General features: G+C 49.8%; 23 protein-coding genes. 8 read left to right on the top strand and 15 right to left on the bottom strand.

Annotated features, from left to right (window positions below; translation table 11 throughout):
• Window positions 1-201 precede the first annotated feature (201 nt).
• Genes NT002_12175 through NT002_12155 form a run of 5 tightly spaced genes read left to right on the top strand, consistent with a single transcriptional unit; the run spans window position 202 to window position 5,155 of the window.
• Complete coding sequence (locus tag NT002_12175; protein MCX6830018.1) at window positions 202-1,386, top strand: phosphopentomutase; 1,185 nt, start codon at window positions 202-204, stop codon at window positions 1,384-1,386.
• Between the two features lie 30 nt (window positions 1,387-1,416).
• A complete protein-coding gene (deoC, locus tag NT002_12170) occupies window positions 1,417-2,097 on the top strand; it encodes a deoxyribose-phosphate aldolase (GenBank protein MCX6830017.1) in 681 nt (226 codons plus the stop codon).
• Between the two features lie 33 nt (window positions 2,098-2,130).
• Window positions 2,131-2,328, top strand: coding sequence for a hypothetical protein (locus NT002_12165; GenBank protein ID MCX6830016.1), 198 nt, complete (start codon window positions 2,131-2,133; stop codon window positions 2,326-2,328).
• Window positions 2,329-2,340: 12 nt separating this feature from the next.
• The gene (locus tag NT002_12160; protein ID MCX6830015.1) at window positions 2,341-2,874 is read left to right on the top strand and encodes an archaemetzincin; all 534 of its coding nucleotides are present in this window, start codon (window positions 2,341-2,343) and stop codon (window positions 2,872-2,874) included.
• A gap of 7 nt (window positions 2,875-2,881) precedes the next feature.
• Window positions 2,882-5,155 (top strand): DEAD/DEAH box helicase, encoded by a 2,274-nt coding sequence (locus NT002_12155; protein MCX6830014.1) that lies wholly within the window; start codon window positions 2,882-2,884, stop codon window positions 5,153-5,155.
• A gap of 140 nt (window positions 5,156-5,295) precedes the next feature.
• Here NT002_12155 and NT002_12150 read toward each other — a convergent pair whose 3' ends face one another.
• Both NT002_12150 and NT002_12145 read right to left on the bottom strand, forming a co-directional pair.
• Window positions 5,296-6,792, bottom strand: a complete 1,497-nt coding sequence (locus NT002_12150) for a TlpA disulfide reductase family protein (protein MCX6830013.1) — start codon at window positions 6,790-6,792, stop codon at window positions 5,296-5,298.
• Between the two features lie 93 nt (window positions 6,793-6,885).
• Entirely contained in the window at window positions 6,886-7,314 is a 429-nt protein-coding gene (locus tag NT002_12145; protein ID MCX6830012.1) for a peptidylprolyl isomerase, read from the bottom strand.
• A gap of 315 nt (window positions 7,315-7,629) precedes the next feature.
• On the opposite strand from NT002_12145, the gene NT002_12140 reads away from it, so the two are divergent.
• Window positions 7,630-8,520 carry a tetratricopeptide repeat protein gene (locus NT002_12140; protein ID MCX6830011.1) on the top strand — a complete coding sequence of 297 codons (891 nt, stop codon included), beginning with the start codon at window positions 7,630-7,632 and terminating at the stop codon, window positions 8,518-8,520.
• 85 nt (window positions 8,521-8,605) lie between these two features.
• Here NT002_12140 and NT002_12135 read toward each other — a convergent pair whose 3' ends face one another.
• The 5 genes from NT002_12135 to NT002_12115 all read right to left on the bottom strand — a co-directional run bounded on the left by NT002_12135 (window position 8,606) and on the right by NT002_12115 (window position 13,710).
• Window positions 8,606-9,286, bottom strand: coding sequence for a hypothetical protein (locus NT002_12135; protein MCX6830010.1), 681 nt, complete (start codon window positions 9,284-9,286; stop codon window positions 8,606-8,608).
• A 332-nt stretch (window positions 9,287-9,618) separates the two neighbouring features.
• Entirely contained in the window at window positions 9,619-10,494 is an 876-nt protein-coding gene (locus NT002_12130; protein MCX6830009.1) for a hypothetical protein, read from the bottom strand.
• A 714-nt stretch (window positions 10,495-11,208) separates the two neighbouring features.
• On the bottom strand, window positions 11,209-12,144 hold the full coding sequence (locus NT002_12125) for an MlaD family protein (protein MCX6830008.1): 936 nt from the start codon (window positions 12,142-12,144) through the stop codon (window positions 11,209-11,211).
• Between the two features lie 13 nt (window positions 12,145-12,157).
• Complete coding sequence (locus NT002_12120) at window positions 12,158-12,925, bottom strand: ATP-binding cassette domain-containing protein (protein MCX6830007.1); 768 nt, start codon at window positions 12,923-12,925, stop codon at window positions 12,158-12,160.
• Window positions 12,922-13,710, bottom strand: a complete 789-nt coding sequence (locus tag NT002_12115) for an ABC transporter permease (protein ID MCX6830006.1) — start codon at window positions 13,708-13,710, stop codon at window positions 12,922-12,924. Before NT002_12115 ends, NT002_12120 begins: the two co-directional genes overlap by 4 nt.
• A gap of 159 nt (window positions 13,711-13,869) precedes the next feature.
• Between NT002_12115 and NT002_12110 the strand changes: the two genes are divergently transcribed.
• Window positions 13,870-14,889, top strand: coding sequence for a hypothetical protein (locus NT002_12110; GenBank protein ID MCX6830005.1), 1,020 nt, complete (start codon window positions 13,870-13,872; stop codon window positions 14,887-14,889).
• A 434-nt stretch (window positions 14,890-15,323) separates the two neighbouring features.
• On the opposite strand, the gene NT002_12105 is transcribed toward NT002_12110, so the two are convergent.
• Entirely contained in the window at window positions 15,324-16,139 is an 816-nt protein-coding gene (locus tag NT002_12105; protein MCX6830004.1) for a T9SS type A sorting domain-containing protein, read from the bottom strand.
• A gap of 225 nt (window positions 16,140-16,364) precedes the next feature.
• On the bottom strand, window positions 16,365-16,673 hold the full coding sequence (locus NT002_12100; protein ID MCX6830003.1) for an iron-sulfur cluster assembly protein: 309 nt from the start codon (window positions 16,671-16,673) through the stop codon (window positions 16,365-16,367).
• Window positions 16,674-16,941: 268 nt separating this feature from the next.
• Between NT002_12100 and NT002_12095 the strand changes: the two genes are divergently transcribed.
• The gene (locus NT002_12095) at window positions 16,942-19,113 is read left to right on the top strand and encodes a tetratricopeptide repeat protein (protein MCX6830002.1); all 2,172 of its coding nucleotides are present in this window, start codon (window positions 16,942-16,944) and stop codon (window positions 19,111-19,113) included.
• A 3-nt stretch (window positions 19,114-19,116) separates the two neighbouring features.
• Here NT002_12095 and NT002_12090 read toward each other — a convergent pair whose 3' ends face one another.
• From NT002_12090 to NT002_12065, 6 genes are all read right to left on the bottom strand, one after another.
• Window positions 19,117-20,043 (bottom strand): GGDEF domain-containing protein, encoded by a 927-nt coding sequence (locus NT002_12090; protein ID MCX6830001.1) that lies wholly within the window; start codon window positions 20,041-20,043, stop codon window positions 19,117-19,119.
• A 2-nt stretch (window positions 20,044-20,045) separates the two neighbouring features.
• Complete coding sequence (xerD, locus tag NT002_12085; protein MCX6830000.1) at window positions 20,046-20,966, bottom strand: site-specific tyrosine recombinase XerD; 921 nt, start codon at window positions 20,964-20,966, stop codon at window positions 20,046-20,048.
• Window position 20,967: 1 nt separating this feature from the next.
• Window positions 20,968-21,684 (bottom strand): ComF family protein, encoded by a 717-nt coding sequence (locus NT002_12080; GenBank protein MCX6829999.1) that lies wholly within the window; start codon window positions 21,682-21,684, stop codon window positions 20,968-20,970.
• A 108-nt stretch (window positions 21,685-21,792) separates the two neighbouring features.
• Window positions 21,793-22,458 carry a tetratricopeptide repeat protein gene (locus tag NT002_12075; GenBank protein ID MCX6829998.1) on the bottom strand — a complete coding sequence of 222 codons (666 nt, stop codon included), beginning with the start codon at window positions 22,456-22,458 and terminating at the stop codon, window positions 21,793-21,795.
• Between the two features lie 210 nt (window positions 22,459-22,668).
• Complete coding sequence (locus NT002_12070) at window positions 22,669-24,537, bottom strand: S8 family serine peptidase (protein ID MCX6829997.1); 1,869 nt, start codon at window positions 24,535-24,537, stop codon at window positions 22,669-22,671.
• Window positions 24,538-24,548: 11 nt separating this feature from the next.
• The gene (locus NT002_12065) at window positions 24,549-25,634 is read right to left on the bottom strand and encodes a hypothetical protein (protein ID MCX6829996.1); all 1,086 of its coding nucleotides are present in this window, start codon (window positions 25,632-25,634) and stop codon (window positions 24,549-24,551) included.
• Window positions 25,635-25,808: the final 174 nt, after the last annotated feature.

Here is a 25,808-nt window from a genome sequence, read left to right as displayed (position 1 = left end):
ACTTCCGAAAGCGCAAAGACTATGTTTCTCCTGCTAAAATCTAACTCGTTATACGACATTAGGTGTCTCCTTTTGAATCAGCTTGTAAATCTTAAGGATACACCTCTTGTCGTTTTTACACACTTATAAAGATATTACCGGTAATTTTCCGGTAATACTTTTACATTTTGACGAAGGGGCATTTCTCCGTAAATTAATATTATGTTTCGACGAGTTGTCTTGATCATTCTCGATGCCTGCGGCGTGGGGGAGCTTCCCGACGCCGCCGAATATGGAGATACTGGGGCGGCCACTATCCCCAACGTAGCGCGGGAACTGAAGGGATTGAAAATGCCTCACTGCGAAAGAATGGGGCTGGGGAATATTGTGGAAATGATGGGCATCAGGTCTGCCGACCCGGCGGCGGGCTGCTGGGGTAAGATGGCCGAGAAATCGTCGGGAAAGGATTCTACTTCGGGTCATTGGGAAATTGCCGGGGTGATTTTGGAAAGAGCTTTTCCGGTTTATCCCCATGGCTTTCCGTCCGTGTTGGTGATGGAATTTGAAAGACAAGCCAGGGTAAAGTGCATCGGAAATATCGCGGCCAGCGGCACCGAAATTATCAAAGAGCTGGGGGAGCGACATATCAAAACCGGGGAAATTATCCTGTACACTTCAGCCGATTCGGTTTTCCAGTTGGCGGCGCACGAGGAGATTTTTCCTCTCGAAAGGTTATATGAAATCTGCCGGATTGCCCGGGAAATGCTTACAAGAGAAGATGCGGTCGGCCGGGTGATCGCCCGTCCCTTCGCAGGCAGTCCGGGCAATTTCACACGGACTGTCAATCGCAGGGATTTTTCTCTCCTGCCGCCATCGGATACGGCGCTTGATAAGCTCCTGAAAGCCGGAATTGCCACGGTCGGCATCGGCAAAATCGGCGACCTGTATGCGCATCGCGGCCTGAGCCGCGAGGTGAAGGCATCAAATAACAATGAAGTGATGATAAAAATAATCGCGGAACTCGGCCTTACCAATCAGGGGCTGATCATGGCCAATCTGGTAGATTTCGACATGCTCTGGGGGCACCGCAATGATACAGCCTCATTTGGGAAAGGGCTGGAGGACTTTGACCGCCGTCTGGAAGAGCTTCTCCCCCGCCTGAACCAAACCGACCTCTTGATTATCACCGCCGATCATGGCTGCGATCCGACCCTGAAGAATTCGACGGATCATACCAGAGAATATGTACCACTATTGGCTTGCAGCAAGGATATCAAGTCAGGAAAGAACTTAGGCACCAGAGAGACTTTCGCCGATATCGGGACGACCATCGGTGAAATATTCGACTTAGACTACCATTTCCCCGGGAAAAGTTTTTTAAAAGATATTGTCGAAAGCATTCATTAGGCTTATAATGCCGTCAGATTGAGGAAAGAAATGATCACCGATTTGAATCGATATTTTGACCATTCGCTTCTTAAGCCGGAAACCGACCTGAAAGGAATAATCGCCTTATGCCATGAGGCGATGGAAAACAAATTCTTCGGTATCGCTATCAATCCGTATTGGGTGACTTATGCCAAAAAGGAACTGGCCGGCAGTGATGTCAAGATTATCTCGGTCTCCGGATTTCCTCTATCGGCCAACCGTACGGATGTGAAAGTAATTGAAGCGGTGAAGGGGGTCGAGGATGGAGCGGATGAAATTGATATGGTAGCCAATGTCGGCCTTCTGGCTTCCGGCGAGTATAAGACGGTGGAAAGAGAAATCTATGAAGTCCGACGTGAACTGCCTGATGCAGTTATATTGAAAGTGATTATTGAGGCGCCGCTTCTATTGCCGGAGAACCAGGTCAATGCGGTTAAGGCAGTCATCAACGGCGGGGCGCAGTTTGTCAAAATCGCCACCGGATTTTTTGGCGGTGCAACCGTGGAGATGGTGCGCCGGTTGAAAGATGCCGCCGCCGGAGAAATAAAGGTGAAGGCCTCGGGTGGCATAAGAACTTTAGAAGATACGCTTGCCCTGATTGAGGCCGGCGCCGACCGGATCGGCTCATCGGTCTCGGTGGAGATCATGAAAGAGTACAATCGCATAAATATCGCGGGAATAAAATCGTAGGGGTTTGATTTATCAAATCCTCATTATATAACTATGACGTCAGAGAATAAGAAGACAGTCACGCCCCGTCCTCATATCGGGATACTTTTTAAATGCTGTCATATTTACGCCCGTATCTACCTCAATAAGAAAGGCGATGCCTTTGTCGGCTGGTGTCCGAAATGCGCCGCCAAACTGGAGGTGACAGTCTCCCCGACCGGTTCGAGCAGGAAATTTTTCACCGCCGAATGAAGCATGGTTCTGATGAAAGCGAAAATTGTCGTGGTACCGCTGGGCGAAGTTGATTTCATGATGGTCAATCGTCTGGCCACCAATATCGGCCCGGTTTTCGGCCGCTCGGTCGATATCCTCAAAGGTATGAAGATGCCTGATGAGGCGTACAATGTCGTTCGCGGCCAGTACTATGCCACCATCCTTTTGAACAAATTGGAGCGGGTGAAAGCCAATCAGAAAGAGTTTGTAATGGGGGTCTGCGAGGAAGATATCTACTTGCCGGATGAAGCTTATATCATCGGTCATTCCGACATAATCGGCGGAACCGCCATCGTTTCTCTCTTCCGCATCCGTCAGGAATTCTATGGGCTTCCGGAAGATGAAATGAAAGTCTATACCCGCCTTTTCAAACAGTCGGTGCACCAGCTGGCGCATCTGTTTGATATGACCAGCTGCCGCAATCCCAGATGTGTGAATTATTACAGTCAGAACATGATGGATATCGATATCAAGGGCGAAAAATTCTGCGATATCTGCAAACGCCAACTGACCGAAAAGAGATGACCGCGATATGAATCTCGCCCAGATTCTCGATGCCTTCAAAATCGACCGTTCGATTCGCGAGAATATCGCCCACTGGGAGGTTCTCCCGGCCCGTGAGGGGCAATATGAAGATTTCCCCGATTATCTGGACAGTCGGCTCACGTCCATACTGAAAAGTAAAGGGATCCGCAGGCTGTATTCGCACCAGCGAAGTGCGGTCGATTCCATCCATGGGAGTAATGATACGGTTATTGTCACCCCAACCGCCTCCGGCAAGACGCTCTGCTACAATTTGCCGGTGCTTGATGCCATTATCAGGAATCCTTCGGCGCGGGCATTGTACCTATTCCCCACCAAGGCTCTTTCGCAGGACCAGTTGGCGGAATTGCTGACTCTGAGCAACCGTCTTGATATCGATATCAAAACCTATACTTTCGACGGCGATACGCCACAGACCGCCCGGCGCCTCATCCGTTCGGCCGGGCATATCGTTGTTACCAATCCGGACATGCTTCATGCCGGCATCCTCCCGCATCATACGAAATGGATCAAGTTATTCGAAAACCTTCAGTATGTTGTGATTGATGAAATTCACCACTACCGCGGAATTTTCGGCTCGCACCTGGCCAATGTGATTCGAAGACTCAAGCGAATCTGCGAATTCTACGGCTCCAATCCGATCTTTATCACCTGCTCGGCGACGATCGCCAACCCCGATGAACTGGCCGAGAAAATTATTGGACGGAAAGTGCAGCTGGTGGACAATAACGGCGCTCCCTCGGGCGAGAAGCATTTTCTTATCTACAATCCGCCGGTGATAAACAAGCAACTCGGTATTCGCAAATCAGCCCTTAATGAGTCTTTGATGCTGGCCGAGCATTTTATCCGCAACCGAATTCAGACCATCATTTTTGCGCAGTACCGTCTGCAGGTGGAGATTCTCCTGACCTATCTGCGCGAAATATTCGCCAAATCACCGGGGAAAAGTATCAAAGTGGCAGGGTACCGCGGCGGGTACCTTCCCAATCAGCGGCGTGAAATCGAGCAGGGGCTTCGCAGCGGCGAGATAATCGGTGTTGTGTCCACGAATGCCCTTGAGCTGGGAATTGATATCGGCGCTATGGATGTTTCTATAATTGTCGGCTATCCCGGTTCGATATCCTCGGTCTGGCAACAGGCGGGGCGGGCCGGACGCCGTTCGGGAACCTCGCTGACCATCTTTGTCGCCAACAGCTCGGCCATCAATCAATTCCTGGCGCAACACACTTCTTATCTGCTAAAGAAGACGCCCGAGATGGGGATAATCGATCCTAACAATCTCATCATCAGCACCAACCATATCAAATGCGCCAGTTTTGAGCTTCCTTTCCGCAAAGAGGAATCTTTCCGACCCGATGGTACGGTCGAGATACTTGATTATCTCGAGGAGCAGAATGTTCTCCGTCAGAGCGGCGGAAAATACTACTGGTCATCGGAGATTTATCCCGCCGAGCAGGTGTCATTGCGCAGCGCCTCACCGGATAACTTCGTTATCTTGAACCAATCCGACAACAACCGCGTTATCGGCGAGGTTGATTACTATTCGGCCCCGATTTTCCTTCATCCCGAGGCGATATATCTGCATGACGCCGACCAGTATCAGGTGACGGAGTTGGATTGGGAAGGGAAAAAGGCGTATGTCAAGGAGGTCGCGGTCGATTACTACACCGATGCCGAAACGAAATCGGATCTGAAAGTCCTTTCGGTCGCTGATGAGAAACGGATTTATGACGCCGCCATTTCCTGGGGAGAAGTAACGGTCACTATGGTGACGGTACTATTCAAGAAAGTGAAATTCCATACACATGAAAATGTCGGCTCGGGAAATCTCCTGATGCCGGAATTGGAGCTTCATACGCATGCCTTCTGGTATGCATTCCCGGGCGATGTTCGATTCAAGTTGAATCTCGAGGGGGAAGCATTCGGCGGCTCGCTACGGGGGTTGGCCAATATCCTCGGCAAGATTGCACCGCTCTGGGTGATGTGCGACCCGCATGATTTACGCTCCATCTCGCAGGTGCGTTCGCCGTTCAGCGAGCTTCCCACCATCTATATCTATGAAAATATTCCCGAGGGCGTGGGGTATTCGGAAAAACTCTTCAATATTTCCGATGACCTGTTCCGTGCCTGCCTGGAACAGGTGCAGAGTTGCCCGTGTAACGGCGGCTGTCCCTCGTGTGTCGGTCCGGAAATGGAGGTCGGCAGCCGGGGAAAAGAGGGGACCGAGATATTACTCCGCTATATGCTCGGCCGAACATCATAGCGTGAGACTGGTGGGTCAGGAGCTTTACGCTCCTGACAAGACCGTGTCAGGTCTGCAAGAGGCCTGACCTACAAAATCTGAAAAACGAAGGGTGACCAAGATGGCCACCCTTTCAAATTGCATCATACCCTGGTCTTGGGTCAAGGCTGTTTTGACAAGTCCTCTGTCCACCAGACCAGTTTCTCGTATAGCCCCGGGCTGTATCCGCTTTCGATATATCTTATCTTGCCGTTCCTGTCGATGGCACAAATGTACGGAATCCCCTTGAAATCATATGCCTTGGGAAGCTCATCATTGCCGTAGACCAGATACATCTTATAATCTTTTTCCTTCATAAAGTTCTGCACCTTGCCCCGCCCCTTTTCCCAGACATCGACAGCAATGACAACCACACTGTCGCCGGCCATCTTCTGCGTGAATTCATTAACCATCGGCATGGCCAGGGCGCAATAACCGCACCAGGTGGCCCAAAAATCGAGAATCACTATTTTGCCGCGGAAATCGGACAGGCTGACACTATCTCCGACGGCATTGGTCAGTTTCCAGAGGGGAGCATTTATGTCCACTTTCTCTGTGAGCATCTTCTGCTTGCGAGCCTCTTTGCCGTTATCCCAGTTGGCCTGATAAACGGCAAGCAGCTTTTCCCATCTCGGGTCGCCGTGCAGGGGAATCAGGTCGCTATCCTGTTTGACATGATCCGCGTTATCCCATTTCTTTTCGCCGGCCAGAGTCAGATATTCAATCGCATGCTCTTTATCGCCGGTAAGGGAGTAGAAGCAGGCAATATCATACAGCTTGCCGCTGTCGGGGTTTTCTCCCTTATTGCTCAGAAGGTAACGGAGCGCTTCATCATTTGCCTTGGCATCGGTCAGCATTTGTTGATACAATTGAGAAACAAAAGGGGCCTTTTCCTCGGCCGACAACTGCCCTTTGGCAATCCCCTCATCGGCTCCGGCTTCGATTGTTTTCAGGGCATCGCCGTATCTGCCCATCCGGGAGTAGATATTGGCATAGATCATCTTTGAAGCCCACGGCGCCTTCATCGAGTCGCCTTTCGCCAGAGTCTGGAGCACCGCGGTGAAATCTTTTTTGTAAATCCTATAGTTCATCAAAAACTGCCAGGCAAATGTCTGATCGGGAAAAAGTCCGGTGATCTCGGTGAAATAATGTTCATCAGTAGGAAGTTCTTTCTTCAGCACTTCCTGTTTGGCCGGATTACCCTTGCTGTTGAAAAGGTCATCCTGATAGCAGGCCAAAAGAAGTCGATACCCGTACGGCCATTTCGGGTCAAGCTGAATTGCTTTCCGTCCCAGCTCAAGTTGCTTGCCGACCTCAGGAGTAACCCGCCCGAGAAGGTAGGTATTCTTGGCCAAGTTGGGATTCTGATTGTAAAGCTCCTGGCAGAAGGCCAGGACATTTTCCGGGTCAATCTCTTTCCAGCGGTTCTGCGCCTCGCGGATAGCATCAATATTGTCGCTTTTGGTCATAAACTCGCGGCAGAGGTCGATAATTTTGGCATCTTCATAGAGGAGTTTGTACTGTGCGTTGAATGAAACCACAGTATAATTCTGGGCCGAGACAGCCGAAAAGACCGCAAAGAGAAGAACACTCAGAAAGAAATAAACTTTATAGTGCATGAAATCCTCCTGATAAAGAATCAATCCGTTTTTGTAGCCAAAGTGGCATGGTCGCCGGTGGTCCGGGGACGCGACCGGCGGCGGTTATATTTATTATCCAATTTCAAGCAATTCGATATCGAAGGTCAGGTCTTTGCCGGCCAAGGGATGATTGGCATCGATAGTCACATGCGATTCGTTGACATTGGTGACAATAACCGGGATTGTCTCGCCGTTGGGGTGCTCCATCTCCAGCTCCTGCCCGATTTCGGGGTTCAGCCCTTCAGGGACAAGTTTCCGCTCGATTTCGGCCACCATGTTTTGATCATGATTGCCGTAAGCCTGATCGGACGGGATTTTTTCGGTTTTGGTCTGCCCGGGGACCATACCGACAACGGCCGCCTCGAAACCGGGGATTATCTGCCCTTGCCCGATGGTGAACTGCAGCGGTTCGCGCCCTGAAGAGGAATCAAACACCTGGCCGTCATCAAATCTGCCGGTGTAATGCACCTTGACCGTATCGCCATGCTTTGCCTGTGTCATATTTCCTTTCCTTCTTTAAATGACTTACTCGGGGAAAAACAATATGTCAAACAACGTCGCAGGGGGCGCAAAAAGAGCCGGCCATTATGAAAGGTCATCGGGCATATTGGCGTTCCATTTTTCATCCCCCAAGTTATCCGATTTTGAACGGCCGGGCAAGGCAAATTTTTGATTGCGCGGCCCGCCCGTTAAGATTGCCGGCGGCGGCGTTGCCAATCAAATCGCCATCAAAAATCCATAAAATTATTTTCCCTAACGTATCAAATTCCGGTTCATATGAAGAATATAATTTTGATAATTGGAGCGATATTTCTTATGGGCATGCAAACAAAGGCCGAAAAAGTCGATTTTGATTCTCTCTGGAATTATGACAATCCGGCTGAGACCGAGGCAAAATTCCGCGAAATCCTTCCCGAGGCGAAAAACTCCGGAGATATCGGCTACTATGCCGAACTTCTGACCCAAATTGCCCGCGCGGAGGGGCTTGCGCAGAAATTCGATGAGGCCCACGCCCTTCTCGATACGGTGAAAGGGCTTCTGCCGACCGCCGGTGAGCGGGCGTATATCCGGTATCTATTGGAGCGCGGACGGGTTTTCAATTCCTCGGGCAAACCGGGCGATGCGGCGCCATTATTTGTGGAAGCATGGGAAAGAAGTTTGAAAGGTGGTTTTGATTCTTATGCGGTTGATGCCGCCCATATGATGGGGATTGTTGCCACCGCCGAAAAGCAGATGGGATGGAACCTGGAAGCGCTCGATTTGGCGGAAAAAAGCCCCAACCCGATGGCTCAGAAATGGAAAGGGAGCCTCTACAATAATATCGGCTGGACATATTTTGAGCGGAAAGATTATGATTCGGCGCTCATGATGTTCCAGAAGGCGGTGGCTTTCCGCCGGGTGCAGGGGAAACCGGGGCTGGTACGAATCGGCGAATGGTGTGTGGCGAAAACGCTTCGTTATTTGGGGAGGATCGAAGAAGCGCTGGTGATTCAGCAGCGTCTGCAGAAAGAATGGGATGAGGCCGGCGCTGATAATGACGGGTATGTTTATGAGGAATTGGCGGAGTGCCTGCTGGCGTTGAGCCGCGGCAAGGAAGCGGTTCCCTATTTTGCGCGGGCTTTTGAGTTGCTTGCGAAGGATGTCTGGCTGGTGCGTGATGAGCCGGCACGGCTGCAAAGGATGAAGGAATTGGGGCAGGTTAAATAGAATATTTTTAGGCAGGTCAGGAGCTTTACGCTCTTGACAAGACTGTGTCAGGTCTGCAAGAGACCTGACCTATAAAACTACGACCCTACCAAGGGATGTCGCCGGAAAACACCTTAATAACCACATACAGTATGATGACCCCGACAGCAATCCCGATACTCCAGGGGATCCACCGCGGCGACGATTCGGTAACAATTTGCTCCATTTGCGAAGGATAGGCCGCGCCCTGGGGTCTTGTTTGATCCACCCTTTCTGCCGGTGTGGGTTCGGCGGCGATCTGCTCCATTTGCGAAGGATCGGTGCCATCCTGAAGTGTTGTTTGATCGACCACGTCCACAGACTCCGATTCTTTTTCAGTAGTACTTACGGTTTCTCCTCGTGACGCCTGAATCAAACCGCGGAAGAATTGAATCGCCCCGAACAGGATGGCTCCCCAGGTGATGAAGTATGTGCCACCACCCCTACTCACCGCTGCTTGGTATGTCGCAACAGTCACAATGATGCCCCCAATGCACCAGAGCGCTCCGACCAGCATATTTTTCTGGCCGGCATTCCAGGGTGTTGAGCCGCCGCTCGCGGTCTCCTGGCTTGCGGCCCCGCTCGACCCCATCAACCCTGGTGCGAACTCCGGTTTCTCGTTTGTGGTTGTGGCGTCCCAGGGAACAACAGCTTCTGAGCCGCATCCCGCGCATTTGGCCTTCTCACCGGCGCGAAGATAGGTTATAATAGTCTTTCCGCAAACACCGCAATTGAATTTAAGAGCCATACACTTTCGGTCCCTCCTGCAGGATTGTTGATAAATTTCATATAGACTGATGACGACAGTGCTGCATATAACAGATTTCAATATATATTTGTCCGCGCACCGATGCAAGTGAAATTGCTGATTTTTCAATTCTGAGAGCGCAATGGCGCCCCCGCTCCGTTTATGGAAATTTCCCACAGCAAAGTTATGGGTTTCTCAATTCTGCTGGCGCGGAATTTCGGTACGACGTCATAACTGAACTGCGAGAGGAATAATACCATCATGAATGATGGGCCACCCGGCGGTATTGCATTCATAAAAAATGCCGTGCGCAGGAAGGATAACAAGTCAAATCATTGCGCAATTTTTGACAATATCATTCCGATTTCATCCGCCACAAATTCATCTTTAATCAAGAAATATTTTGGCTTTGCCTCATTTTCTTTTTGAAATTGGATTGCATTTGTGAATTTGGTAAAATTCACGATCTTATCTATCGGGTAGGTGACACTCTTTTTGGTGCCAACGAAAATTATTCTCTTATTTGTCAAATATAGAGTACCCTGGTCGGAAACTTCATTCGAGGTATCGACAATCCTCTCACCCTTAAAGCCACCCACGCGGTAATAGAGCCCCTTTGCAACACGTAAACTTATTCCTCTCGTCCCGCCTTCATATCTCGTCCGCCTTTTTTCCTCTGCAAGTTCGCATCTAATTTCATAATGACATTGCTCGTTTTTCTTTAGTAGTATGTCAGCCATAAGAACAGGAAGATTCCCTGCTCTTATGGCTGTAAGGCGTTTTAAATGCATGAATTTCCCAAATGTGTGCTCGATATCAGCGTTCTCGAGTCTCAATTGTACCAACAGGTCACTCAGCTCCTTTTCTTCTTGATCCGTAAGTAACCCATCTTCTCCCATTTGATCAAGTTTCCTCTCATACTCCCCAATATCTGCCTTTTTCGTGACTTCCCGAAGATTTTTCAGAGTTCGATCAGCTTCCGCTAAATCTGATTCTTGCAGACCAAGCGCCTTCTGCAAATCATCGAGTCTTCTCCCTTCCTCTAGAGACAAATAGTTATCGCTCCCAAACTCGCATAGCTTTGCCAAGTATTGGTCAATTCTACCTTGTCTTTCAATTTTGCATTGAGGGCATAATGCATTATTGCCCCCCAGCATTTTCCCCCAAAGGGATAAATCTTTGCCACAATTCACACATTTTGAAGCCATACTTTTGCCTCTCCAACTATATCAATAGAAATAATAGTAGCTTTCGTAGGTCGGGTTCGGAAATTCCGCAACCTCGGAATTGTGAAACCCGACATCTTATATTTCTCCATATTCCCCTGAACATTCTACGCCTCTATTCACACCCCAATTCCTTTCATAAAGACAATTATTGTAATATTCCTTTAATGATGAATGTTCATATTCAAAAGGATCGTCGACCAAGCCATGCTTGACCGCATTATAGTGTATATAATCAATATGCCGTCGCCAATCACCGTCATCTCTGATTATATGGTCCCAAAAACGGTTTTGCCAGACCCGGCCCGCACGCTCGCGACTGCGATACAGGCGGGAATATTTAATCTTGAATCCATGAATTACTTTCGAAATATCCTCGCTGCCAATATCTATCAAAAGATGACAATGATTCGGCAAAATGCACCAGGCTTCAGGCATTGCTATCGGCCAGCATTTCCAAAAGAGAGAAGTATCATGCAATAAGATGGACTGTCGATTATATGTTACAATCGTGATAAAATATTTCCGATTCTTGAGATAAAACCTGCGTAACGATTTCATTTCGTCGCCTCTTGTCGGGTTTTTCGTTCCCGCAGATAGATTGTCGGGTTTCTCAATTCCGCTGATGCGGAATTTCGGAACACCGACCTACCTGAACTAAAGTCTGCCGCGCACAAAAGTCAAAAGAAGCTCGCCCTAGAAGACCGAGAACTTGAAATACTTGCGGGGGTTTTTCTCGATGTCGCTCACCAGATTCTCTACCCGCAAAACCAGATCCCTTATCTCAATATATAATGAATCATCTTTAACCAGCGCCCCGGCGGAACCCTCGCCCCTTTCCACCCGCGCCAGAATCGAATCGATCCGCCCGGCGGAGGAGTGAAGGTTGTTATACAGCCCCGGATCAGCAATCAGTTTCCCCACGGTGCCCCGGTTGGAATTTATCTGGGTCGTAATCGTGTCCAAATTCCGCGCGACATCTTTAATCGATGAGGTAATCTGTTTCTGGCTTTTTTGCATCTCCTCGATAAGGACCGTCATAGCCGAGACCATTTTGGTCATCTCATGGAACAGCGTATCGTTGGTGAACATCTGCCCGGCGGTTCCCTCACCACGACGCAGTTTGCCGGTAAGATCGGTGAGGTTATCGGACAAATCATGGGCATGTTCCATTGCCTTCTGCCCCTCGGCCAGCATCGCGGCCAGATCGGCGCCTGGAACCGTGGGAATCACACTTCCGGGCTCAAGGCGCGGTTTGGTCAGTGTCCCCGGTACGATCTCGATGTATTTATCGCCCAGAAAACCGATCGTGCCGAGTTTCATGCCGGCATCGGTGGTAATCATATTGGTAATTGATTTTTTTACCCGCAGCCGGATTTCTATCTGCCGCGCCGAATCGAGATTGACAAACTTAATATGGGTAACATTGCCCACCTCGACTCCGGCAATCCAGACCGGCGCCCCGCTGACCAGCCCGTTGACATTGCTGAGGTAGCCCATATAGCCGGTTTTGGTGTCGAAAATCGATGTTCCGCTCCCCGAAAAAGAGGCCCAGAGCATGACTGCTATGGCAACGGTTATCAGAAGGCCGACTCTAAGTTCCCCCCATTTGACTCTTATACTTCGTTTCATTTATATCCTCATCTCAAATAAAATCTATTTTACGGACATTGGCAATCGAATCCCGAAAGGGAGTCAGAAACTCGACCACCCGGGGCTCGGTCGATTCCCGGAGCGTTTTCAAGTCGCCATCAAAAGCAACCTCGCCGTCATCGATAATGATAAATTTGTCGGCCATCTCAAAAGCATCGGCGATCTGATGGGTCACCACAATGGAAGTGACATGCTTGACCTCGGCCAGGCGGTTTATCAGAGCGATGACATTGGTGGTTGCCTGCGGGTCAAGGCCGGTGGTCGGCTCATCATAGAGCATGATTTTGGGGTCGGTGGAGAGAAGCGCCCGGCCGATTGCCACCCGGCGCTGCATGCCGCCCGAAAGCTCATCGGGCAGCCGGTCGATTATCTCCTCGGATAACCCCACAAACCCGAGCATCTCGCGGACTTTGCTTTCAATCTCCGCCATGGTCATTCGGGTATATTCCAGAAGGTAGAAACCGACATTCTCGCCGACGGTCAAAGAGTCAAACAGGGCGCCATCCTGAAACACCATGCCGATACGCTTGCGGATTTCGCGGAGGTCTTTCTCTTTCACGCCGCAGACATTGCAGTTATCGACGACGATTTCACCATTGTCCGGGCGGATAAGGCCGAGGATCAGGCGGAGGATGGTCGATTTCCCGGAGCCGGAATGCCCCATAATCACCCGTGACTCGCCGGTGGGGATTTCGAATGAGACATTCTTGAGAATTGGGCGATCGGCAATGGAATAATTAACTTTCCGGAAAGCAATCATAGATACCCTTTCAGGAAAGAGAAAATCAATTTGGTGATCATGAAATTGCCGATCAGGATGGTGATAGAGGTAATGACCACCGATTCGGTCGTGGCGCGGCCGACCCCTTTGGTGCCGCCCTCGGCGGTGAAACCTTTATAGCAGGCGATAAAACCAATGACAAAGCCATAGATCAGCGGCTTGAACAGGCCCATGAAAATATTGCCGAATATCAGCTTCTCCCTGACTGCGGTCCAATAGGTAATGGAGGTTATATGGGAGATGAAAATGGCAATCAGCCATCCGCCGGTGATAGCGATAACATCGCAGATAATAGTCAGCACCGGCAGCATGACGATGAGCGAAATCAACCTCGGAGCGGCCAGCTTGCGGATCGGGTCGATGCCGAAAGCGGTCAGGGCATCAAGCTGGTTGGAGGATTTCATGGCGCCGATTTCGGCGGTAATTCCGGACGCCACCCGAGCAGCCACCATCAAGCCGGTCAACACCGGCCCCAGTTCCCGGACAATCGCCAGGACCATAATTCGTCCCAGGTAGTTTTTGCTTCCGAAATCAGCCAATTCGTTGGAGAACTGGAGCGCCATCCCCTGCCCGGCCGAAATGCCGGTTAGGATCACCAGAAAGAGCGAACCAACCCCGATAAGATACATTTGCTCCCAGGTCTCGGCCGGATAGATGGGGCGCCCAAAACAGGAGCGAACCATTTTCAACGAAAAGAAAAAGAGCCTCTGGCATTCAAAAGCAAATGATTTCAACCAGTTCAGAAGAGCTCTTATCAGTTTCATACGACTCCAATTTCTAACAAAGGGTTATTGTAGACGGGTTAGGTATAATTGTCAAGGCATCTTTTTCGGTGCATGGATGGCGAAATTCGCCCCGGAATTCAAAGAATCTGCTTAGCCCCGCCGTTATTATGTGTTATAATCAGGATTGAGGTATGATTGATGGATAACAGCAGTTCTAAACGAGGTCATGCGGTTGCCCTCTTTTCGGGGGGGCTCGATTCCTCCCTGGCAATTTTGTTAGTTCTAAGGCAGGACATCGAGGTTACCGCACTGACCTTCCTGACCCATTTCGGTTGTGATATTACCGATAAATCCAGTTGCGGCTCCAATCCCTACCCGATGGCCGAGAAGTTCGGTTTCTCGGTCAAACTGATGCATCTGGGTGAGAAGTTCATCGATATTGTCAAGAAACCCCGGTTTGGCTACGGCAAGAACATGAACCCCTGTATCGACTGTCGGATATTGATGCTCAGAGAGGCCAAGCAGTTTATGGAGATGGTTGGCGCCGATTTCATCATAACCGGCGAGGTACTTGGGCAGAGGCCGAAATCGCAGTTTCGAGGCAGCATGAACCTGGTGGAAAGAGAAAGCGGGCTTGAAGGATATCTGGTGCGCCCCCTTTCAGCCAGGCTCTTCCCGGAGACAATTCCGGAGCAGAAGGGACTTCTTGACCGCAACAAATTAGAGGCCGTTTCCGGGCGCTCACGGCATCGTCAGATGGAACTGGCGGCGGAACTGGGTCTCACCGATTACCCCAATCCTGCGGCCGGGTGTCTGCTGACCGACATTGGATATTCCAAGCGGCTGAGAGACCTTCTTAAGCATACCGAGAAAATCGATTTTGACGATCTCAATTTGCTGCGGGTAGGGCGACATTTCCGTCTTGACGAAGGGACCAAGCTGATTGTCGGGCGGCACGAGAGTGATAACAATAAAATCATGAAATATGCCCGACCGGGTGAGATAATGCTCGAGGCGCTCGACACCGGCTCGCCGATAGCGCTCTTGATCGGTGAAGGCGCGGAATCAAACCTGAATAAGGCCGCCGCGATCACGGCCCGCTATTGCGATTCCAAAGATCAGTCAGCGGTGGAAATCACTTGTATCAATGATGGTGATGGACGCAGGCTGAAGGTGGCTCCGGCGCATCCGGGTGATGCCGAATCATACATAATTTAAATAGAAGAAAGGGCTCCCGGCGTCCAGGATGGGAACCCTTCTCTCTCTCCCTGAGGAGCAACCGATCAGCGTACCGCCAAAGCAGCCGTCGATTATCTTGCATCCGGCAGATTGCGGGACAACCTCACTTTGCCTGTTAGCAAAAATTCCGTTATCCGACAGAGAATAACATAACAATTTTCATGCCGCCTTTTGAGGCGGCCGAACAATCCCTTGTATTACAAGTAATTGTGGTTAAGTCAGCTTTTGCCGGGGGTTGCTTTCGGGGCGTTCGGTCGCATTATCTGCGCCGGTGCCTCTTATAATTGATAAGCCGTGCCTGACTAACCTGCATGGAGTCAAGTCATTGCAGAGGCGCAGAAAATGCCCAAAAAAAGAGCCCGCCATGCGGCGGGCTCTCCTCACTTGCTGTTGGCTATGTAATGTCTTCTTTCCTACTTCAGCATCATCATTTTCATGGTGGCACTATTCTCACCGGCCTGAATGCGGTAGAAATAAATACCGCTTGCTACAGACGAGCCGCTGCGATCCGTGCCATCCCACATCACCGACTGAGAACCGGCCTCCTGGTAACCATCAACCAGAGTTTTCACTCTCTGCCCGAGGACGTTGAAGATCTCCAGCCGCACATTAGTGGGCTTAGGCAGATCATAAGAGACCATGGTCGTCGGGTTAAAAGGATTGGGCGCATTCTGCTTCAGGGCAAATTTCGTCGGCAGAGCGTTTTCGGGCGTGGAAGCGCCATTGAGAGCCACAACCAAACCGGATAATTCCGGCTCCATCGACTTCAATTCGGTGCCCTCAGTGTAAACATACATCAACGAATGGTCGGGATTTCTGGTAACAATCGGCGTTAATTCAACCGATTCCAGCGACGGATTGTCGATGCGGAAAACAAGGTTGGCGACGACGCCGCTCCCCGGTTCCAGATCGGTCTTGTTGCCGTAAACCATCGGGATCATTCCAATGATCACCTGGTTATTGGCATTGTCGATGTTTGCAAACTTGAAGTCAAAGTTCTCGGAACGAGTTCCGTCAAAAGTGACTTCCTCCAGAGTAACGCCCTTCGAATACTTCAAAGGCAAATCCAGAGCCGCCATCGGCTGAACATTTTTCAGTTCAATCGGAACGATTAACTTATCATTCTCGACCCGCACTTTGGCAGCCGCAAGAGTATTTACCTCAGCAGCCATGATCGAAGAGAACATGAAGATCACCAAGATGACAGTAATGATGCTAAAATGCTTCATCAATGCTCACCCCCCGTATAGGGTTAAAGGTTTAAGTTGAGTCGCCGGCCGAATCAAAGCAAACAGTCCATGTTCGCCGGGCAACCGTTTACAAATCCGCAATACAAATCGCTTCATTTCCGTCCTAGTATTTCTGTGAGGGCAGGGCGAGGGTTTCCTAATTCTATAATAAGTTCTTAAAGGCCGGATGTCAAGAGATATTTCTCCGCCAATTGTAATTTTATTTCAAAATCTCATCGATTTTTTGGCCTCATCCGACATCCGATCCGGGGTCCACCGCGGCTCCCAGACGATGTGAATAGTGGCCTGTTCGACTCCATCTATCGCCTGAATCTTGTTCCTGGCATCAGTAGAAATGGGGACATGCATGGGACAGCCCGGCGCGGTAAGAGTCATATCAACATCAACCTTACCGCCGTCAACGCGGATATCATAAACGAGGCCGAGGTCAACGATGTTGATTGGAATTTCCGGGTCATAACAGTTCTTTAATGCTGCCAAGACTATTTCCTTAGTTACCAAGTCATCCTCCATCTTATTATATTAGTTTTCGCAGCAATGGTTCCCTTGCACAATTTGTTTTTATTTATATACGACACGGAAATTATTTCCCGTAAGTATATAATTTGAGCCTCGGCCAATAAACCACGGCGAGGTTAAACCTCCCGACCGACACTCTCTATTCTCCCTCAATGAGATAACCATATGAAGGCTATTAAGGAAAAGGCCCGGCTCTATTTTCCACCAGTTTGCTCATTGCCTTTGCCGTCAGGAATACTATATTCCCCTATTGGATTTAAGTATGACAGGTAAAAGGAACTCGACAAATTCTCCGGCCCGGCGGCCGGAAGGCGTCAAATGGCCGATGATTATCTTTGCGGCAGCTTTCCTGATCCGATTGATTTATCTCCTTCAATACCGTTCCAATCCATCTTTTAATTTTCCAATGGTTGATGAACTGTGGCATTTCAACTGGGCCAGCGAGATAATCGGCGGTAAATTCTGGGGGAGCGAAGCTTATTTCCGCGGGCCATTATATCCCTATTTTCTGGCCGTGCTTCTGAAAATTACGGGGAGTTCCATTTTCTGGTCCAGGCTGCTCCAATGCCTGCTCCCATCATTTTCGGCCGTCCTCATTTATCTGTTGGGGAAAAGGGCTTTTTCGAAAAAAGCAGGTATTATCGCCGGACTGGCTTTTGCCGCTTATGGCACAATGATTTTCTATGATACCATGTTCATGCTGGAGGCTCTTTTTATTACGCTGGCTTTGCTGTCAGTTTATCTCATGCTTCTATACAAGGGGGAACGTAAGCCGCGCCAATGGCTGGGAACGGGGATCATTTTCGGCCTGGCGGCCATTACCCGGCCGAATATTCTGCTGCTGGCGCCTCTGTTTCTGATTTGGATTTATCTCGGATTTGCAAGTATCAGGGATTTCAAAAAGAGACTCCTCATCCCCTTCATCTATCTGGCGGGGTTGTTAATTCCCGTCTTAAGCGTAACCCTGCGGAATTATCTGGTCACCGGGGAGGCAATACTGGTCTCTTCGCAGGGAGGCGTTAATTTCTATCTCGGTAACAACCGCGATGCCGAGGGGCTGACCATGCTTATGCCGGAGGTAAAACTGGATGAATCTCTCCCCTGGAATCAGTTTACCGCCGCTACCCGCCGGGCAGCCGAAAAAGAAACCGGTAAGAAACTCACTGCCGGCGAAGAATCATCTTTCTGGACCGATAAAGCTCTGAAATTCATCGGGAGCAATCCGGGCCGGTTTCTTGCCCTGACTTTCAGGAAAATAATCTATTTTCTAGTGGGGTTCGAAAATTCGGATAACGGCGACATCTATTTCAGCCGCAATTACTCCTCGCTTTTTTCACTTCTCCTCTGGAAGAAGCTGATTTATTTCCCCTTCGGCCTTCTTTTGCCCCTGGCCGTCGCAGGTCTTGCGGCCTCCTGGAAAAGACGCCGGGAATTGTCTCTTTTTTATTTATTCATTATTGGGTATTTGCCCACGGTGATTCTTTTCCTTGTAACCGCGCGCCACCGGCTGCCGGTCATTCCGTTCCTGCTGCTCTTCGCGGCGGCCGGCACCCTGGAAATTTATGGCGACATCAAAGAGAAAGACTGGAGTCGTGTTCGGATATATGGTGCGATTTTCCTCATTCTCCTTATTTTCTCCAACCGCACCTATTTTGATATCGGTTTTGAGAATAAGGCGCAGATTCATTTCAATCTTGGACTGACTTACGAACGTCAGGGGAATCTGATGATGGCCGAGAAGGAATATCGGGCCGCGCTGGAAAGCGATCCTTATTCGCCGACCATGCTCAACAATCTTGGTTTTGTGCAATATCGGCTGGGACAGTACAATGCCGCGCTGGCTACCTTTAATAAGGCGATCCAGTATGATCCAAATTTCGCCCAGGCCTATAATAATATCGGCCTGATTTATGAGAGTCAGAATGACCCCGCGCAGGCCGAAAACCACTATAAGAAGGCCATCAATCTGAATCCCGAACTCGTTCAGGGTTATATCAATCTGGGCGATCTCTATCTGGCCGGCAATGATCTTGTGAAGTCGGAATTATACTACCTTCAGGCGAAACAGGTGGCCCCATCGCGCAAGGAGCCGTTGTTCAAACTGGGCGCATTGTACGGTCGCATGAAGGATTTTTCGAGGGCACAGGAGATGTTTCAGAGCGGCGGCAAATTGGGCGAACCGGGCGCTATCGATTGTATCAACTGTGGGAATATCTATTATGCCACCCGGCAGCCGGCCAAAGCGATCGAATTATATCGCCGGGGGATTGCGATGGACAGCAGCTCCGCCCAGGCCTATTTCAATCTGGCGGCCACCTTTCAGAGTTTCGGCTACCCGCCCGATTCGGCCAAATATTATCTTCGCAAGCTGCTCTTAATCAACCCCCAATTTGAACCGGCTCGGGATCTCCTCAAAAGAATTGAAAACCAATAGCCCCTAATATTTTTTGCGCCGCTCAAAGACATAATTCGAGCCTTTGAGCGATTTGGAATATTTCTTGAGATCGGCCAGCATGTGCGACATCTCTCCGACATGCTTGAAAACCCCCTGCTGATTGATCAGCACCGCGATAGAAATGGTCAGGAAAGTGAAAGACTCCATTACCCCTTTCCGATTCTGAGTATGGATGATGCCGCGAAGTCGATCCTCCTCGGCATACCGATAGGGAATCAGAGTATCGAAAGTCCTGATGATATTCTGGCAGGCCGATTCGACCAGGCTGGGGGGCAAAATAAAAATGAAATCATCACCGCCGATATGTCCGACAAAACCCTCGCGGCAGAGGTCGAAAACGACATCGCGGATGATGCGGGCGGTCAGGCGAATGACACGATCGCCGTAATAATAGCCGTAATAATCGTTATACGCTTTGAAATCATCAATATCGGCATAACAGACTCCGAATTCGGTCCCCAGTTTCATCAGACGATCGATTTCTCTTTCAATCAGTCCCGGCCCCGGCAGCCAGGTGGAGGGATTGACCGAAATGTCGCGGCGACTCCGGGCGGCTATCATACGCAACTGGGCCTCAAACAATTTCTCATTCCACCGGCCGTGCAGGAAACTGTCGGCGCCGTTTTCGAAACCGGTTATCAGAAGCGATTCGGTGGGGTCGGGATGGTACAGCACGGTCGGAATAATGGCCAGAAAGATATGATCTTTCATCAGATGGACCATCTCAACTTCTTTCAAGAAATCACCCTTACCGGCAATAATCACCAAATCGAGCTGGTATCGCTGGGAGAGTATCAGGAGTTCATCGAGGGTCCGAAAATAATGAAAGGATATCTTCTCTCGGGCAAAAGAGCGGGAAAGATTATAGACGACATCGATACCCTCCTGGCGGCAGGCGCAGTGGAACATAATTACCCCTCCCGCTTTCGCGAGGACCGTTCGCGCGGATGATATTCGCGATGCACCGAAAGCAGGTATTCCTTGTCGACCTGGGTGTAAATCTGGGTGGTCGTGATGCTGGCGTGCCCCAGAAGTTCCTGCACGGTGCGAAGGTCGGCCCCCCCCTCGATCATGTGGGTGGCAAAACTGTGGCGAAAAGTATGGGGGGTGACGGTTTTGGCAATACCGGATCGGGCTGCATATTTCTTGATAATTTTCCAGACCCCTACCCGGGACAGCTTCTGATTGCGATTGGAAAGAAAAAGAATATCGCTCTGCGTCGTGCTACGAACCTTTTCTCTTATTTCGGTCAGGTACTTTTCCACCGCCTCACGTGCATACCGGCCGTAAGGCACCAACCTTTCCTTGTTTCCCTTGCCGACAACTTTGATAAAACCGATTTCGTCGTAGACGGCCGAGAGACGCAGGTTTATGAGTTCCGATATTCTCATGCCGGTTCCATAGAGCATTTCCAGCATGGCGCGATCGCGGAGGCCGTTTCTGCCGCTCGGATCCGGCTGACTCAAAATTCTGGTGACCTGATCAACGGTAAGATAATCCGGATGATACCGCGAAATCTTGGGCACGCGGGCAAATTCAAACGGATTCTGCCTGACCAGCTCCCGATCACGCAAATATTTGTAGAAATTCCTGAGGGCGGAGATTTTTCGGGCAATCGATGAAGGGCGACGATTGAGATTGTTCAGCCGGACGATATAGTCATTGACGGCGCGGTGGGGGATTTCATAATCAGTTGATATTTTGAACAATCTCGCAAATTCCACAATATCGCACCTGTAGGAGGCAAGACTGTTGGGTGAAAGCCCGCGCTCCAGTTCCTGAAACTGCAGATAGTCGTTAATCGCTTGATTGCTTTCGGTCAGAACAGCCATATCATTTATCATACCCGGCGGCCGCGACGGTCAGAGCCAAAATGGCATCTGCGCCTGCCTCATTCAGGGCACGGCGGGCCTCGCGCAAAGTCGTCCCGGTGGTGACGACATCATCAACCAGAAGAATCCTCTTCCCCTTCAGCATGTTGCTGTCGGCCCGGAACGCACCGCGCATATTTTCCTCTCGTTCTACAGGATCCAGCTTTGTCTGGTCTTTGGTTCGGCGGATTTTCCTCAGAAGTTGCCCGGCCACGGGCAAATTCAACCTTTCTCCTATTATATCGGAAAGAAGGGCCGCTTGATTAAAACCTCTTTTCCACTCCCGAAAATAATCAAGCGGAATGGGAATGATCAAATCGACGGAAAAAGATTCCAGAACCGCCCGATATTGGCCGACCAGCCTCTCCCCCAGTTCCCCGCTCAGCTTCCGATAGCCGTGGTATTTCATCTGATGAATTATATTTTTGAGGGGATCAAGATAATGGCCAAGAGTGAGAGCGGGAAGCGGTTTCTGCGGGGAACGGCAGTTGAGGCAGCCGGTGCCGTCGGGTATCAACTGGCCGCAGCCGGCGCAAATCACAAGGGGCATGACAGTCGCTTTATGCCAGCATACCTCACAAATCAACTCGCCCGGATGATCGATATTTCTGTTGCAGTTGAGGCAGGAGGAAGGGTAAATAAATTCAAGGAGATTCTCCAGCCCCAACCTGCCGGCCAAATTTCCTAACCTGGACACAATCCTAATTTAACGATTTTATATCAATCTACAAATATCGGGCCGCCAAATGCCCATCCGGCGGCTCCAAACCACCGCGAAGAGTCCCTGTTAAACCTCGAGTGCTTTCAGATAGGCTCGAACGCTGTCAACCAGAGGAGAGTTAGGATTAAGCTCGAGGAATTTGTTCCAATAGAAACGGGCTTTTTCATTGTCATTCATCCCCCGATAGACAATCCCCAGGTTGAAATGGGCGATGGCATGTTTCGGGTCAAGACTTATCGCCTTCTCAAAGGAATCAATCGCCTCCTGGTTTTTGCCGGTAGAATGGTAGCAGGCGCCGAGGTCGGTATGAATATTGGCGTCGGTGCCGTTCAGATTGATGGCTCTGGTGTAGCACTCTATGGCCAGTGGAAAAACCTGATTATCCATAAAATGGTTCCCCAGCTCAACCAGACTGTCATATGTCTTGGGAAGATTGGCCACAATTTTGTCAAACTCGGCCTGGGTTCCGGCCGGCATACCGGGGATTTGCGGGTGCTGGAAATTCTCGTCGGCCGCTTTTTGGGGTTGAGATTGGCGCTGAGGCACGAAAATCAGATAAGCCGCAGCCGCAACGACAATGAAGCCAATCAGAATCAGGAGTTGGGTTGAGAAGGTGCTTTTCCTGGAATTGTCGCTCTTCTTTGAGCCAGAAAGTGCGGCGCCGCACGCCGGGCAGAAATTGCTTTCGGGCTTGACCGGCCCGCCGCAGGAGGGGCAAAAATTATTACTCATTTACTATTCCCAATAAGGTTAATGTAAATCCATTTTGTCACCAATTATACGCAATTGGAACGGACAGTCCAAGATTTATTTATGGTCGATTGGAAGGAAGTGAAAATGAAGAAAAAACACGGTTTGCGGTAGAAATAAGCTACAGTTGAATGCAGCTTATAGGGGAGGACGGATTGATGCCGCCCTCCTTAAAATTTGGTTGGCTGGATTCTAATATTTAAAGCAAATTATTGGTGCCGGGCCGCCCTTGTAGAGGTAGTTTATGAGGTATTGGATATCATGAATATTGAGTATGCCGTCGCAGAAGACGTCCCCCATGAGCCGGTCAGGCACGGGGGCCGGGCCGCCTTTGTAGAGGAAATTGATAAGATAAGTTATGTCGGACATGTTTATAGTATGGTCATTATTGGGGTCGCCGCGTGAGACCGCCAACAGCGCCCGGAAAGCGCTGGCCAGACCGTAGCCGTATGCCGGATCCCAACCAACACTGTCATAAGAGTCGCCAATCCCATCAACAGCCGAACTATTTATAATCATTTTCAGGGTATTGAAGGATTTAATATCCGGGCGTCTGCTGCGCACCAGCGCCAGAGTGGCGGCCACTTGTGGCGCTGCGCCGGATGTACCCCCGAATGTGCAGAGATAGTCTTCATTGGTAAGCGCACAAGAAACAAAGGCAGGGTTATATCCATCTTCACCCGGCTGGTCGAGAGTATAAAGGTCACCGGCATCAATCCAAGCAAATCCTGATGGGGCAACTACGTCCAACCCTTCGCCGCTACCACTGTACGACCATCTTTCACCTGTCTTTCTAACCGCCCCAACGGCGATCGCGTTTTCCAAGTATGCCGGGAAGCTCACGGACTCATATAAGTAACCTATCGAACCCTGGTTACCGCTGGCGAAAACAATCGGTATTCCATACATGGCTGCGGTATCTATTATCTTGGCGATATTATCGACATAAAAATATGGGGGATACCCCCAGGAACAGCTGATAACCATTGGCGGGAATTTCCACGCCTTAGCAATATTTATGGCATGCCTGATGGCCCCTTCGTATACAGTTGGATTATCACTGCCATATTCGTCGTCGTCAAATGCCTTTATCGGTATAATACTACATCCCGGGGCGATGCCCGAAATGCCAAGGGTGTTATTCATCTGCGCGCTGATAATCCCCTGGCAGGCCACGCCATGGGCTGATAATGTGCCGGGGCTGGGATCAGTGTCCGGTACTATCGAGTCGGCAGTAGAACCAACGAAATCATAACCACTATTCCATAGAATTCGACTGCTGTTCAAATCCTCGTGAATCCTGATAAAGCCGCAATCAATAATGGCGATCAATACATTCTGGTCTCCTTGCGTTATCTCCCAGGCCTTTCTTACGCCGATATCAATACCCGGTTTGCCGCCGGTCTGGCCATGATTATAAAGATTATATTGATACTGGAAAAAGGGGTCGTTGGGATCAATGCTCGATGGTTTCGGTACGAACATCGCCGGCTGGGAATATTCGACCAGGCCCGACTCATAGAAGCGATTGGCAATTTCCAACGTATTCAAGCCTTCAAAACTGCTTGCAATCATCGCCCTGCTGCCGGTATATTCCATTGGACCAGAGATTTGTTCTACATGATAGAAGTTCGCCATACTGTCCATCATCTGCTGCGTGACATCCGTTTTATAGCATATAATGAAAAGGTCGTTGAGTATGCAGACGGAGCCACAAGAGTCACGATAGGCAGGGAACGCGAATTGCACGGCAGGTATCACATTCAGATACCCCAGCAAGGAGTCAATATTGTATCCTTCGTCAACATGATAAACGTAAAAGCCACGACTCACCCTTTCGGGCGCATAGCGTTCATCAAGGCCGGGAACAGTCTGGGCGAATGTTTCCGCATTTGGTTGCGGGACAAGAGGACTGAATTTAACGGTTACGATGGAGTCGCAGACAGCCAAAGGCTTCTCCCCGATTCTGCAATAATAATGCTCGGCATGCGCAGGAATGCACATACCGGTCAGTAAAGTCACAATGACCATTGTGCATAACGAGTTTCTTTTAGATCGCATTTTAGCCTCCTTCATTTTTTCGGAACAGGCCCTATCGCCACAGTCATCGCCCCGATGTTTCCATTTAGGGTGTCCGAAAAAACGGTTTTTATGATTTGATTCGTGTTTAGATCAATGACCGGCATCGGTATCGGTCCACCCGAACTCCGCGCTGCGCCCAGATAGGCTCTATTATTGTCCGGGGTGATAACCACCTGCCCGAACAGGGGCACCAGCCGCCTCCCCGTCGCAATATTATAGTTGGGTATCCACGTCAATACCCGGTTAGTCAGAGCATCAAAAACCCATATCTGCCCCTGAGGTATTGTTCCCAGCATGCCATTACCGCCGTCGGTCATATAGACCCGCCTGCAATCAGGTGTGATAGAAATGCCGCCGGTCGTCTGGGTGACAACAGTCTTGTCGATAACAGAATCCCCATCACAATCATACTGGACGAAATAGGAGTAATATGAGCCTATGAATGTGAAGTAATAAATGTCATTTGTCAGTCGGTTATAAGCCAGGTTCGTCACATTACCCCCGAACATATTGGTGAACGAGTCCACCAGAGTCCGGGTAATGCAATCAATCTTGTAAATGGTCGCACTGGAAGCCGCTGCAGCAAGAAAGAGATTTGATACGGTATCCAAATAACCCGATCGAACGCTTCGATTGATAGTGTCAATAGGTAAGAGGGATATTGGATCAATAAAGCGAATACTGCCCAATGCACATATTCCATAATTATCGCTTCCATCAAAATAGTAGAAACCATATTGATTAAGTGTGCCAACATGCGCAAGATCAGACGTATTATAGATTTCCAATTTGTTGCCGCTGTCGCCCACGTTCATTACAAGCAGTCTCTGGCCGTCCGGCGTGACATAAATGAATGAGCCGTAATAATCCACCCGCACCGAATCCACGACCGTATCGGCCGGGGTATCGATTGACATCAAAAGCCCCTGTAGCCCGTCGAAAGCATAAATTCGATAATGACCCAATACCGGTGCCTGTGGCTTTGGGCAGGTCGGGCAGTCATCACAGCAGCAGAGGAAAAGCCCCAAACCGGCCATAAGCGCCATCACCGTCAATAAATGGTTCTTCTTTCTCATTATCTCACCTCCTTTCTAAATTTAACTTTATAAACCCTATATCCATTATCAAAGACGAGCCTTTGCCCGCTTTGTTTATCTGCAAATCCACAGGTCGCAACAACGTTATGAAAGAATAGCCTGTCGTAAGTATATTCTTGAGAAATAGAATGTCAAGGGAAAATATTGAATGGT

The sequence above is a fragment of the Candidatus Zixiibacteriota bacterium genome, assembly GCA_026397505.1.
In the GTDB taxonomy this organism is placed as follows: Bacteria; Zixibacteria; MSB-5A5; order GN15; family PGXB01; genus JAPLUR01.
This window is presented reverse-complemented; position numbering and strand designations above follow the sequence as displayed.